Here is a 13,122-nt window from a genome sequence, read left to right as displayed (position 1 = left end):
CTGGGACTTCGCGCCCTGGAGCGGAATCGGGTGCGCATCTCGAGCGTGGAGCGGGTCGATGTACGACGAGGTCGAGAGCGTCTGCCTGTTCATGGGCTACACGCGCAGCGGCCACAGCCTGGTCGGGACGATCCTCGACGCCCATCCGCAGGCCGTGATCGCCCACGAGCGAGCGGTGTTCAAGGTCGACCGCGGCGACACGATCGACGGACACCCGCTGTTCGAGGACCGCGACGAGATGTTCCGGGCGTTCGTCGCGACCTCGGAGCGGAGCAGCGTGTACGGCAAGCGCGGCTACCGGCGCAGCGAGCCGAACAAGCTCATCGAGGGCGCCTCCAACGGGACCTACACGACGCTCCGGGTCGTCGGCACCAAGCGGGGCCAGGAGACGCCGATCGCCTGGAACGCGAACCCCCGGGTCTTCGACGACCTCGCCGAGATGACCGGGGCGCGGGTGAAGCTCCTGCACGTCTACCGCAACCCGTGGGACAACATCTCCTCGATGAGCCGGGGGATCGCCCCCGGGCGGGCCATCCGCAAGTACTTCAAGCGCGCCGGCATCATCAAGCGCTTCAAGGAGGAGGGCACGACGGCCATGCACGACCTCGCGCTCGAGGACCTCACCGCCGACCCGCGCGAGGAGATCCGCCGGCTCGCCGCGTTCTACGACCTCGAGGCCGCCGACGAGTGGGTCGAGGCGTGCGCGGCCGTCGTGGATCCCGAGGCGCAGGCCAGCCGCCGCGAGCGTGAGTGGACCGAACAGGAGATCGAGCGCGTGGTGACCGCCAAGCGCGAGATCCCCTGGCTCGCTCGGTTCCCGGACTCGCCGGCGGAGTAGGTGCCGTCACAGCCACGTCCGGAGTCTGCGACGCGGCCTGGGCGGCCCCATCCGGGAGCGCCCACGCGCCGGCCCGGCCCGACTCGCGGCATGATGGCGTGATGTTCGACGACGTCGAGGCGTTCTGCGTCTTCATCGGCCATACCCGCAGCGGTCACAGCCTCGTCGGCTCGCTGCTCGACGCCCACCACGAAGCGGTCATCGCACACGAGGAGCAGGTCTTTCAGGTCGTCGCGTCGCTTCCGGCGCTCCGAGCACGCGCTGGACGCCAGCTCGAGCTGTTTGGGCACGTGAAGCGCGCGACCCGAAGGGAGATCAAGCTTGCGATGAACGGAGTGCGAGGCCCAACGGGGCATCTCCAGACCCGTCAACGCGAGGCGCTGCTTCGAGACCTGATCCGCGTGTCAGAGACCCAGGCCGAACTTGGCCGCCCCGGATGGCGGCTCTCCCCCGACGGGCAGCCGTCGATGACCAGCTACAAGGTGCCCGGCGGGTTCCAGGGCACCTACACCCAACTGCGGGTGATCGGCACGAAACGCGGCCAGGAGACGCCCGTTGCCTGGCAGACGAACCCCGCGATCTTCGATGACCTGGAGACGCTTGTTCGGGCGCCCGTTCGCCTCGTGCACGTCTACCGCAACCCGTGGGACAACATCGCCTCCATGGGTCGTGCGGCCGGCGATAAGGCTCCGCAACGGTACTTCAGCCGTGTGCGGCTGATCGCGGACATCAAAGCGTTAGGGCGGTGGCCGATGCTCGACATCCGTCACGAAGACGTCGTGGCCGACCCCGAGAGCGAGACGCGGCGGCTGTTTGGGTGGTTCGGTCTCGATGCCCCCGCCAATCTCGTTTCTGCGTGTGCGTCGATCGTGGATGACAAGCCGAACCCGAGCCGGATGACCCGGCAGTGGCGGTCGGGCGAGGTCCGCAAGATCGCGGCCTGGATGCGAGACGTGCCGTGGCTTGCGGACTACCCGAACCGTCCATGGTGACCCACGGGTAACAGCGGCTCGACCTTCGGCACATAGAGCTCCTCGATGCCCCCTGCTGGACGCACGCCGGTTCTCCAGAACTGGCGAGGCGGGAGGTCGCGGTAGGGAGAGGCAGCGTTCACAGCGGGAGGTGCCATAGGGCTTCCGGCGTTATCGGCGCCGAGGACCCGTGGGATTAGTCTCGTCGCTCCGATGGATCGCACCGTCTACCTCCACGTCGGTCACGGTCGCTGCGGATCGAGCTCGATCCAGACCTTCGCCGACGTTCAGCGCGAGGCGCTGGCCGGGCGCGGCGTCTTCTATCCGTCGCCGCTGGACATGGGGTTCTCGCGCGAGGCGGCGCGGGCCGGCAACGGCCGCGCACTCGTCGTCAGCGAGGACACCGACGCGGCCGTCGCGCTCTATACCGAGCACATCGGGGCGACGGAGGCGCCGCGGGTCCTGCTCTCCGCCGAGCAGTTCACGACCGCGGAGGGCGGGGCGCTCGAGGGGCTGGTGACGGCGCTGCGCGAGGAGGGCATGCGGGTGGTCGGCATCTTCTACCTGCGCGAGCAGAGAGAGTGGCTCGTCTCCCGCTGGGCGCAGGGCCTGAAGTCGCACCGGTGGACCGTGCCGCTCGACGACTACGTGGCGACGCACATCGCCGAGGGTTTCGAGGTGCCGCACCTCGACTACCGGCCGCGGTGTGCGCGACTGGCCGAGATCTTCGGTGCGGAGAACCTCGTCCTGCGGCGCTTCACGAAGGTCGCGCTGCGCGGCGGCGACGTCCGTCTGGACCTGTTCGAGCTGCTCGGCACCGACGTCAGCGACCTGGCGGCCGACGAGCCGACGGCGAACGCATCCGCCTCGATCGACGAGGTCGTCGCGATGCGCATCCTCAACGGACTTCCGCGCGGGCCGATGTTCAACCCGCGGCCGTTCCTGCGCTACGCCGAGAACTACGCCGGGCTCCAAGGCTGGACGCGCGAACGGCAGCTCTACCGGCTCGTCCGACCCGAGCGGATGCGCGCCATCGCCGAGCACTACGCGCCCATCAACGAGGACCTGCGCGTCAGCGCCTTCCCGGCGGACACGCCGTCGCCGCTGTTCCCCAGCTCCGTGCCCGACGAGTACGAGCCGCTCAGCGAGGACGAGGTCGTCACGACGCGCTCGATGACGCTCGTTGCGAGCTTCCTCACCTGGTACGCCGAGAGGGTGCTCAAGCGCGCAACCGCAACCGACACCGCCGGCTGACACCCGCAAAACCCCGTGGCTATGCTCGCGTGCCCGTGAGCGAACTCTCTGCCGCCGAACTCCGCGAGCGCTACCTGGCCAGCCTGCGGCGCGAGCTGACGGGGCGAGCGGATCGCTACCCGTATCGGCTCGTCAAGCGACCCAAGAAGGACAAGGAACGGCGGCTGTACGACGCGGTGCGAGCGCGCGGGATGGACCTGGTGACCCTCGAGCCGCCGAATCACGAGCTCTACGGCGAGGGCGGCGGGTGGCCGGTCACGGGACTGACGATGATCGGCACGCAGCGGCTGGAGCAGGTCCAGCGCGCGGTCGAGACGATCATCGCCGAGGACATCCCGGGCGACCTCATCGAGACCGGCGTCTGGCGCGGCGGCTCGTGCATCCTCATGCGTGCCACCCTCGAGGCGTACGGCGAGACGGGACGCCGCGTGTGGGTGGCCGACTCGTTCGCCGGCGTCCCGCCGCCCGACCCGGAGACCTACCCCCAGGATGCCGGCGACGGGCTGCACAACCAGACGCCGCTCGCGATCAGCATGGAGGAGGTGCAGGCGAACTTCGCCTCCTACGACCTCCTCGACGACCAGGTGCGATTCCTGCCCGGGTGGTTCCGCGACACGCTGCCGACGCTCGGCGAGGAGCGCTGGTCGCTCGTCCGCCTCGACGGCGACCTCTACGAGTCGACCATCATCGGCCTCAACGAGCTCTACCCGCGCCTCTCGCCCGGCGGCTTCCTGATCGTCGACGACTGGGGCGCCATGACCCAGTGCCGTCAGGCGGCGGAGGACTTCCGTCGCGATCACGGCATCACTGCGCCGATCCACGAGATCGACTGGACCGGCGTGTACTGGCGCAAGGACGGCTGACGTGAGCGACACCCACGGCGGCCAGCGCACGCTCTACCTGCACGTCGGCATGGGCCGGTGCGGTACCAGCGCCATCCAGCGCTTCGGCGAGACGCATCGGGGCACGCTGCTGCACCGCGGCGTGCTGTACCCGTCGGCCGTCGAGATGGGCTTCACGGCGGATGAGGCGCGCGGCGGCAATGGCCGCGGGTTCGCCGCCACGGACGATCCGGATGCGGCGATCGCTCGGATCGCCGAGCACCTCGACGACAGCGACGCGGACCGCTTCCTCATCTCGGCCGAGCAGCTGCTCGGGCCGAAGGACGGCCGCCTCGCGCGCCTGGCGGAAGGGCTCGAAGCGCGAGGCATCCGCACGATCGCGGTCTTCTACGTGCGCGAGCAGCGCGAGTGGCTCGTGTCGCGGTGGGCGCAGGGTCTCAAGTCGCAGGGCTGGGCCACGACACTCGACGACTACATCGCCGGCCGGCTTCAGCGAGCGCGCGAGACGGCGATCCTCACCTACGGCGTCCGCTGCGCGCAGATCGCGAACGTCTTCGGCCGCGAGAACCTGATCGTGCGCCGCTTCCAGCGCGACGCGCTCGAGGGCGCCGACGCGCGCATCGACGTCTTCGGGCTGGCCGGGTTGGACGTGAGGGACCTCGTGGGCGATTCGCGCGAGAACGCCTCGGCCTCGCTGGAGGAGTCGGTGATGGTGCGCCTCGTCAACGCGCTTCCCGAGAGCGCCGCGTTCGACTCCCGGGCCTTCCTGCGCTACCTCGACTCCCAGCCCGCCGACGAGCGCAACGGGGGGATGCAGGCGCCGCTCTTCCGGCTGGCGTCGCCGGAGACGATGCGCGCGGCGGCCGAGTACTTCGGGCCTCTGAACGAGGACTTCCGCCGGGAGTTCCTGCCCGAGGTGCCCGCCCCCGTCTTCACCAGCGCGATCCCCGACGACTACGAGCAGGTCACCGAGGACGAGGCGACGACCTCCCGGGCGATCACGATGGTCGGCAACTACATGGCGCGCCGGACCGCCCGCGTGCTGCGCGGGCTCGACCCCGCCGAACCAGGGGTGCTCGACGAGAAGACGGCCGCCCTGGCCCCCACGCGGTTCGACGAGCGGCTCACGCTGCCGCTCTACGAGTACTACGAGCAGCTGCAGGAGCAGATCATGCACGCCACCCACTGGATGGGCGTGCCGATGCGCAAGAACCCGCTGGACTCATGGGTCTACCAGGAGATCCTCCACGCCGTCCGACCGGACGTGATCGTCGAGATCGGGTCCTACGTCGGCGGCAGCACGCTGTTCTTCGCGAACCTCATGGACCTGCTCGGCCACGGCGAGGTCATCTCCGTCGAGGTGCGCCGCGACCGCTACGAGGCCGAGCATCCGCGGATCAGCGAGGTCACCGGCGAGTCGCTCGACCCGGAGGTGATCGCTGAGGTGCGCCGCCGCTGCGCGGGCCGCCGGGCCATCGTGATCCACGACAGCGACCACCGGCGCGACGTGGTCCTGGGCGAGCTGCGCGCGTACGCCGACCTCGTGCCGGTCGGCTCGTACTACATCGTCGAGGACGGCAGCGTCGACCAGTTCCCGCTCGGCAGCCCGCTGCACCCGAGGAAGTTCGCCGAAGGGCCGCTCCTGGCGGTCGAGGACTTCCTGCGCGAAGACGACCGCTTCGAGGTCGACCGCGGCATGGAGCGCTACCTCGTGACCTGGAACCCGAGCGGGTATTTGCGGCGCGTCCGCTGACCGACGTTCACCGTGACCATCTGGCCATCACACAGCCGGCTCCCAAAACGATCCTGCAAGGATGTCGCGCTTCATGGCGACTGAGCCCAAGCCGTGCGTCGAGGTCGATCTCGACGCCTCGTCTCCCGTCCTCTGCGTGTCGTTCAGCGCGCTCGTGCCGCGCCACCAGCCGTTCGTCAACCGGACGCTGGGTGCCCTGCCGGTCAAGCACGTCAAGGTGCTGGACGCCGACGCCACGTGGTTTCACACCGGGGCGCGCGGCTTCGCCTCGACCATCGACGAGCTGGCCGAGGGCCTGCGCGCGCTCATCGGGGAGAGCGACGCCGAGCGCGTCGTCACGCTGGGCGTCGCGTCCGGCTCGCTGCCCGCGCTGGTCTTCACGCCCCTGATCGGCGCTCAGCACTGCGTCGTCTTCTCGCCCGTGGCCACCATCGACCCGGCGCGGCGCGAGGAGCTCGACGACCGCCGCTGGTCGCTGTCGCTGGAGGCGGTGGCCGTCCACGGCGGCCTCGATCCGCGCTTCGCCGACGTCGCCGGCGCGTTGCGTTCGACGACGGGCATGACGTTCGAGGTCCACGTCGGCGGCGAGGACGAGCTCGGCCTGCGCCATGCCGACCTGCTGGCGGACGTGCCCGGCCTCGACGTCATCCGCCACGTCGAGGGCGGCCCGGCGGTCGCCGGCGAGCTGTTCGACGACGGCGAGCTGGACGGCGTGCTGGCACGTTCGCTGGGGATCGAGCTGCCCCCGGCGCCCGAGGAGCCCGCGGCCCCGCCGCCGTTCACCGACGTCGACATCGTCGTGCTCGACCCGACGGGCGACGCCGACCTCGACGCCACCCGCGCGTCGATCGCCGAGCACGCGCCGTCGGTGCGCTCGGTGACCTACGCCCAGGCGCAGCCCGGCAGCTTCCTGGCCAGCTACCACGCGGTCCGTGACGCGATCGCCCGTGGCGAGGCCGGCGCGGCGCTCATCCTGGTGGCCGGGGCCGAGCTCACCGCGGGCGTCCTCGACGAGCTCGGCGCCGGCCTGGCCGACGGCACCGCCGTCTGCGCGCCCGCGAGCCACCTGCGGGGCGAGGACCGGCGCACGACACCGGTCCCTCTCGGCATGGCGCACCTCCTGCACCGGCCCTACACGCCGATGGCGCTCATGGTCGACCGGGCGGCCTACGACCGCGTGGGCGGCTTCGACGCCGATCTCGGGGAGCTGGCGCTCTGGGACCTGTGCATCCGGGTCAGCGCGGAGTCCCTGCCCCAGGGCCCGCGCACCACGCAGGCCGGCGTCGAGGTCACCCGCCCGCTCGTCAGCGCGGGGCTACCCGAGCGCTACCGCGACTACCTGCGCGCCAACCGTGACCTGCCCGACGAGGTGGTCGACCAGATGGCGGGCGATGCGCGGCGCGAGCAGCAGCGGGCGTTCCAGGCGATCGTCGAGCGCTCCGTGCCGACGTACGCGGCCAACGTCGCCGAGCTGGCACGGCTGGTGGAGAAGGCCCGGGTCAGCGCCATCCAGTCACGCAAGGCCGCGCGGCGGTCGCCCAACCGCATCCGCGACTGGCGCGGCGTGCCCCCGGCCCAGCCCGAGCCGGGATCTCTGGACGCTTCCGGTGACCCGCCCATCACGCTTCACGCCGAGCACACCGGTCCGCAGCCCTGGTTCACGTTTCCGACCATCGACTACCTGCGCCAGCTGGACTTCAGCGACCGCCGCGTCTTCGAGTACGGCTCCGGGTCCTCGACGTCCTTCTGGTCGGGGCTCGCCCGTGACGTCGTCTCCGTCGAGCACGACCGCAACTGGCACGAGCAGATCGCGAGCCTCGATCTGCCGAACGTCGACATCATCCTCGCCACGGGCCGGGAGTACGTGGAGGCCATCGCCGACCGCGGGATCTTCGACGTCATCGTCGTCGACGGCCGCCTGCGCTACGACTCGACGCTCGCCGCGCTCCCGCACCTGTCGCCGGACGGCCTGCTCATCCTCGACAACTCGGAGCGCTACCCGCGGATCACCGAGATGCTGCGCGACCAGGACCTGCTGCAGGTCGACCTGGTCGGTCCCGGCCCGTACAACCAGGTCGCCTGGTGCACGAGCCTCTTCTTCCGCCGGACCTTCGCGATCCCGGCGCGGGTCCCGTTCCAGCCGCAGCGCGCGCCCGGGATGCGGGAGTCGTTCGTCGAGGGCGACGATCGCTGGGAGGCGGTCAACCGCCCGCAGTTCGCCGAGGGCGCCGAGCGGGCCTGACCGGCGAACGGCCGCGCCCGTAGGCTGGCGCGGAGGTGACCCGGACGCTCTTCCTCCACGTCGGCTACGGCCGCTGCGGCACGACCGCGATCCAGGACCTCGCGGCCGCCCGGCGCGACGAGCTGCGCGGCCGCGGGCTGCTATACCTGCGCCCGTCGGACCTCGGCCTCGACGCGCAGTTCGACCGGGGCGGCAACGGCCGGGCGCTCGCGCAGGCCGACGACCCACCGGCGGTCGCCGATCGCATCGCCGCGCACGTCGCGGCGGCGGGCTGCCCGGCGTCGCTCGTCTCCGCCGAGCAGCTCATCGGCGCGACCGACGACACGCTGGCGCGGCTCGTCGACGGCCTCGGCGCGCACGGGATCCGCGCCGTCGCGGTCGTCTACGTGCGCGAGCAGCGTGAGTGGCTCGTGTCGCGCTGGGCGCAGGGGCTCAAGTCGCAGGCGTGGAACATGCCGCTCGACGAGTACCTGACCGAGCACGCGCAGCGGGGCTTCCGGGCGCCGCGGCTCGACTACGGCCTGCGCTGCCGGCGGCTGGCCGCCGTGTTCGGGCCGGAGAACCTCGTCGTGCGCCGGTTCGCCCGGGACGCGCTGGTGGGCGGCGACGTGCGGCTCGACCTCTTCGAGGTCCTCGGGCTCGATCCGTCCGGACTCGTCGACGGCGCGCAACCCTCGAGCAACGTCTCGCCGGCGGTGCAGGAGGCGGTGTTGCTGCGCGTCACCAACGCGGCCGACACGCGCGGCGTCGTAGAACGCCGGGCGATGCTGCGCTCCGTCGCGCGCAACTACGAACGCAACGGCTGGCCGCGGTGCCACGACCTGTTCCGCCTCGCGTCACCCGACACCCTGCACGCGGCCGGGGACCACTACGCGCCCCTCAACGAGGCGTTCCGGGCCGAGTTCCTTCCCGACGTGCCCGCCCCGGTCCTGCCCTGCGCGTTCCCGGACGACTACGACGCGCTGACCGAGGACGACTGCCTCGATATCCGCGCGGTCACGGCGCTCACCGAGTTCCTCTGCTACGGCTCCTGGCGGCGCGTCGAGGGGAAGCAATGAGCGCCCCGGCGACCCTGTACCTGCACGTCGGCCTGGGCCGGTGCGGGTCCGGGTCGATCCAGGCGTTCGGCCGCCGCCATCGTGCCAAGCTCCGTGCCCGCGGCCTCGAGTACCCGTCGCCGCTGGAGATGGGGTTCGACGCCGATCTGGCGCGTGACGGCAACGGCCGGGCGCTGGCCTACAGCCCGGACCCGGCCGACGCGGTCCGGCGGATGGCCGCGCATCTCGCGGCCGACGACGCGGATCGGTTCTTCATGTCCGCCGAGCAGCTGCTCGGATCGGGCGACGAGCGCCTGCGGCTGCTGGCCGACGAGCTCGCCGCCCGAGAGATCCGCACCGTCGTGATCTTCTACGTGCGCGAGCAGCGCGAGTGGCTCGTGTCGCGCTGGGCGCAGGGCCTGAAGAAAGCATGGGTGGAGCCAAACGCTCGAGGCATTCGTGGCCGAGCACCGCGACCGCGGCTTCCGCAGCACGAAGCTGCGCTACGACCTGCGCTGCGAGCGGCTCGCGGCGATCTTCGGGCGCGAGCACCTCGTGGTGCGGCGCGTCACGCGCCGTGCGCTCACCGGCGGCGACGCCCGCGTCGACGCGTACGGCGTGGCCGGGGTCGACGTGGCGGACCTCGTCGCGCCCGGCCCGCAGCACGACAACGCCTCGGCGTCCGCGGAGGAGGCCGTGCTCGCTCGCAGCGTCATTGCGCTGCCCGCCGGCGAGATCCTCCATCCCGCCGCGCTCCTGCGTCACGCCCGGACCCGGCGAGGCGACGCGGGGCGCCGCGACCTGCACCGCCTGGTGGCACCGCAGCTCCTGCGCGAGGTCGCCGCCCACTACGGGCCGCACAACGAGCGGCTCCGGCAGGCGTTCCTCCCGGACCTCCCCGCGCCCGTGCTGCCGAGCTCGATCCCCGACACCTACGCGCCGGTCACGGAGGACGAGGTGCTGAGCACGGGCTCCATCGGGCTGCTGGGCGACTTCGCGGCCCGGCGCGGAGAGCGCCTGCTACGGGCCGTCACCCGCGCTTGCGGATGATGCAGGCCCGGCGGACGAACTCCATCGTGTCGATCTGTGTGACGCACGCGGCGAACGCCCGGCTCTGGCGCTTGCGAAAGTCCTTCGCCCGATCGCCGCGAAGGTTGAGGTGGTCGACCGCCACCTTCAGGAGCTCCACGAACGGCAGGTCGTCGGTGCCGGCGAACCCCGGCTCGTAGCTCGTGTGCAGGTCCTCGACGATGTAGATGCCGCCGGTCTCGAGCACCGGGACAGCTTGAGAAACGCGATGCGCTGGTGGTCCCAGCGATGCGAGCCGTCGTCGAGGATGACCCGCGGAGACGGATACCTGGCCGCGAGCTGAGCCAGGAACTCGGGTGCGCCCGAGTCGCCGATCTCGACCCGGACGCGGCCGCCCTCGAACTGCTTGACGTTCGGGTTGATGTCCGCGCAGACGATGGTGGCCGACGGCAAGAACTCCTGCCACATCTGCAGCGACGCGCCGTTGAGCCCGCCGATCTCGATGAGCGTGAACTCGTCGTTGCGCAGCGGCGCGAGGACCCGCTCGTAGTGGCGCAGGTACCCGTGGCCCTTGGACGACTTGTCTGTGCCGTACTCGAGACCGATCTCGTCGAGCGTCATGCGCCGTTCCCGTCTTCCGTTTCGAGGATCTCGTCGAGCGCGCGTCGCACGGCCTCGACGTCGATCGACCAATCCTCGACCATCGCGCGCTTCGGGTGCTCGGGGCCGCGCCCGAACAGATAGCGCGGGCCGTGCACCCGGCTCATCAGAACGTCGTTGGGCGTGTAGAACCACGCGGGAGCCAGGATGATCCGCCGCACGTCGGCCGGGCTGAAGATGCTGTTGTAGAGCCCGCTCCCCACCGGCCCCGCCACCCACGCGGCGGACGCGAACGCGCGCACCTGCTCGGCGATCGACGCGTGCTCGGGATGCAGAACGGCGAAGCCGCGCTCGCGGAAGAGGTCCTCTACCGCCGCCTCCTCGAGGAGGCGGCGCTTCCCGGCAAGGCGGCGCGAGACATAGAGCCTCCCGGACGCGGGGCGGTCGGCGGCGCCGGGCGAGTAGCGATCGCGGATGCGCCCTGCCACCGTCCAAAAGCGCGTCGAGATCCGCTTCTGCAGGATGTACGACTGGGTCGCGAGGATGATCGACTCGAAGAAGACGTTGCCTTCGTCGATGCGCACGGCGTTGCGACGGCGGACCCCGAAGGCACGGGCGAGGTCGAACGGATGGTCGGAGGAACCCGCCGAGCCGTTGATGGCGACCGGCAACCTGGCCAGGTCGATCTCGCCCGCCGGCCACAGCTGGCTTATGCCTTCGAGCAGGACGTGTCCGTAGCCCCGGTTGGCCGCCGCCGCACAGAACGCGGTCCCCTGCACGTGCCGCGTGTCGGGATGGCGCAGGATGAGCCGAACGCGCCGAGGGTGAGCGAGCTTGCGATACGCCTCCGGAACGTCCTCGTCGGCCTGGCGTGGCTTGCGGAGCCCGTCAAAGAGGATCTTGCCGTTGGCGGTGTTCACCAGGGTCCGGCGCGCCAGGCACAGGACCCGGTCGACCTTCACGATCCGCAGCTGGATCGGCCGGCGATGCATTCCGAGAACCCGACCGGGCGTGCCGAGGACGACCTCATGGTCCGGCGTCACCAGCGGCGCCTCCTCGGGGAGCTCGAAGATCCGGTTTCCTGGGCCGAACAGGTCCGCTATACGGTCGACGCGGCGATAGTCCTCGTAGTGATCCAGCAACGCCGTGAGACTAGGCCCGCCGCGCCGGCGGCAGGTCGGTGATCGTGCCCGCCCCGACCTCGGCGGCGAACATCACGGTCTCCGAGAGCGTCGGGTGCGGGTGGATGGTGAGCGCGACGTCCTCGGCGACCGCGCCCGTCTCCAGGGCGAGGACCGCCTCGGCGATGAGGTCGCCGGCGTGCACGCCGACGATCCCCGCGCCGAGCACCCGCCGGGTCTCGGGCTCGAGGATGAGCTTCGTCAGGCCGTCGGGCCGGCCGAGCGTGAGCGCGCGGCCTGAGGCGGCCCAGGGGAACTTCGCGACCTCGTGCTCGATGCCGTCGGCCTTCGCGCGCGTCTCGGTGAGGCCGACCCAGGCGACCTCGGGGTCCGTGTAGGCGACCGACGGGATCGCGACCGCGTCGTAGCCGGCGCCCGGCTCACCGGCGATGACCTCGGCGGCGACCTTGCCCTCGTGCGAGGCCTTGTGGGCGAGCATCGGCTCGCCGATGACGTCGCCGATCGCGAGGATGTGCGGGGCGCTCGTGCGCAGCGTGACCGGATCGACGAGGACGAAGCCGCGTTCGTCGACCTCGACGCCGGCGGCGTCGGCGCCGATCTCGCGCCCGTTCGGGCGCCGGCCGACGGCGACGAGCACCCGGTCGAACATCGCGTGCGCGGGGGCCGAACCGCCCTCGAACGACACCCACAGCCCGTCCTCGAGCGTCTCCACGGCCGTCACCCGAGTGGCGAGGTGGATCGCCTCGTAGCGCGCGCCGACGCGCTTGGCCAGCGGCCGGACGAGGTCACCGTCGCAGCCGGGCAGCAACTGGTCGAGCAGCTCGACGACGGTCACCTGGGCACCGAGAGCGTCGTAGACCGACGCCATCTCCATCCCGATGATCCCGCCGCCGATGACGAGCAGCCGGCCGGGCACGTCGGCGAGGGCGAGGGCGCCCGTCGAGTCCATCACGCGCTCGTCGTCGTACGGGAGCCCGGGCAGGCGCACCGCGCTGGAGCCGGCGGCGACGATGCAGTGCTCGAAGCCGACCGGGGTCGTCCCCTCGGGTCCCTCGACCGCGATCTCGTGCGGCCCGGTGAACCGTCCGGTCCCGCGCACGACCTGCACCTTGCGCCCCCGCGCGAGGCCGTCCAGGCCGCCGGTGAGCTTGCCGACGACCTCGTCCTTCCAGCCACGGACGGCGTCGAGGTCGATCTCGGGCGCGCCGAAGCGCAGGCCCTGCGCGGCGGCGTCCTCGGCCTCCGCGATCAGGCCCGCGGTGTGCAGCAGCGCCTTCGACGGGATGCAGCCGACGTTCAGGCAGACGCCGCCGAGCCGCTCGTGGCGCTCGATCAGCACCGTGCGCAGCCCGAGGTCGGCGGCGTGGAACGCCGCCGAGTACCCGCCCGGCCCGGAGCCGAGGACCACGACGTC

General features: G+C 71.5%; 12 protein-coding genes. 8 read left to right on the top strand and 4 right to left on the bottom strand.

What is annotated here, in order from left to right; all coding sequences use genetic code 11:
* The first annotated feature begins 58 nt into the window (after positions 1-58).
* The 8 genes from DSM104329_RS07585 (at position 59) to DSM104329_RS07550 (ending at position 9,987) form a co-directional block, all read left to right on the top strand.
* Entirely contained in the window at positions 59-838 is a 780-nt protein-coding gene (locus DSM104329_RS07585; protein ID WP_259314791.1) for a sulfotransferase, read from the top strand.
* Positions 839-939: 101 nt separating this feature from the next.
* On the top strand, positions 940-1,830 hold the full coding sequence (locus tag DSM104329_RS07580; protein WP_259314790.1) for a sulfotransferase: 891 nt from the start codon (positions 940-942) through the stop codon (positions 1,828-1,830).
* 192 nt (positions 1,831-2,022) lie between these two features.
* The gene (locus tag DSM104329_RS07575; protein WP_259314789.1) at positions 2,023-3,063 is read left to right on the top strand and encodes a hypothetical protein; all 1,041 of its coding nucleotides are present in this window, start codon (positions 2,023-2,025) and stop codon (positions 3,061-3,063) included.
* A 35-nt stretch (positions 3,064-3,098) separates the two neighbouring features.
* Positions 3,099-3,926, top strand: a complete 828-nt coding sequence (locus tag DSM104329_RS07570) for a TylF/MycF family methyltransferase (protein ID WP_259314788.1) — start codon at positions 3,099-3,101, stop codon at positions 3,924-3,926.
* A 1-nt stretch (position 3,927) separates the two neighbouring features.
* On the top strand, positions 3,928-5,658 hold the full coding sequence (locus tag DSM104329_RS07565) for a cephalosporin hydroxylase family protein (RefSeq protein WP_259314787.1): 1,731 nt from the start codon (positions 3,928-3,930) through the stop codon (positions 5,656-5,658).
* A gap of 73 nt (positions 5,659-5,731) precedes the next feature.
* The gene (locus tag DSM104329_RS07560; RefSeq protein ID WP_259314786.1) at positions 5,732-7,900 is read left to right on the top strand and encodes a class I SAM-dependent methyltransferase; all 2,169 of its coding nucleotides are present in this window, start codon (positions 5,732-5,734) and stop codon (positions 7,898-7,900) included.
* 35 nt (positions 7,901-7,935) lie between these two features.
* Entirely contained in the window at positions 7,936-8,958 is a 1,023-nt protein-coding gene (locus tag DSM104329_RS07555) for a hypothetical protein (RefSeq protein ID WP_259314785.1), read from the top strand.
* A 438-nt stretch (positions 8,959-9,396) separates the two neighbouring features.
* Positions 9,397-9,987 (top strand): hypothetical protein, encoded by a 591-nt coding sequence (locus DSM104329_RS07550; RefSeq protein WP_259314784.1) that lies wholly within the window; start codon positions 9,397-9,399, stop codon positions 9,985-9,987.
* Here DSM104329_RS07550 and DSM104329_RS07545 read toward each other — a convergent pair.
* From DSM104329_RS07545 to lpdA, 4 genes are read right to left on the bottom strand one after another with little or no spacing between them, the layout of a single operon-like run.
* Positions 9,968-10,126, bottom strand: a complete 159-nt coding sequence (locus DSM104329_RS07545) for a hypothetical protein (RefSeq protein WP_259314783.1) — start codon at positions 10,124-10,126, stop codon at positions 9,968-9,970. The genes DSM104329_RS07550 and DSM104329_RS07545 overlap by 20 nt on opposite strands.
* Positions 10,114-10,587 (bottom strand): hypothetical protein, encoded by a 474-nt coding sequence (locus DSM104329_RS07540; RefSeq protein ID WP_259314782.1) that lies wholly within the window; start codon positions 10,585-10,587, stop codon positions 10,114-10,116. Before DSM104329_RS07540 ends, DSM104329_RS07545 begins: the two co-directional genes overlap by 13 nt.
* The gene (locus DSM104329_RS07535; RefSeq protein ID WP_259314781.1) at positions 10,584-11,708 is read right to left on the bottom strand and encodes a glycosyltransferase family 61 protein; all 1,125 of its coding nucleotides are present in this window, start codon (positions 11,706-11,708) and stop codon (positions 10,584-10,586) included. Before DSM104329_RS07535 ends, DSM104329_RS07540 begins: the two co-directional genes overlap by 4 nt.
* Positions 11,709-11,718: 10 nt before the next feature.
* Entirely contained in the window at positions 11,719-13,116 is a 1,398-nt protein-coding gene (gene lpdA / locus DSM104329_RS07530; RefSeq protein ID WP_407655874.1) for a dihydrolipoyl dehydrogenase, read from the bottom strand.
* Positions 13,117-13,122: the final 6 nt, after the last annotated feature.

The sequence above is a fragment of the Capillimicrobium parvum genome (genome assembly GCF_021172045.1).
In the GTDB taxonomy this organism is placed as follows: Bacteria; Actinomycetota; Thermoleophilia; order Solirubrobacterales; family Solirubrobacteraceae; genus Capillimicrobium; species Capillimicrobium parvum.
Note: the sequence above shows the minus strand (reverse complement) of the source record. Positions and strands in the feature narration are given on the sequence as shown.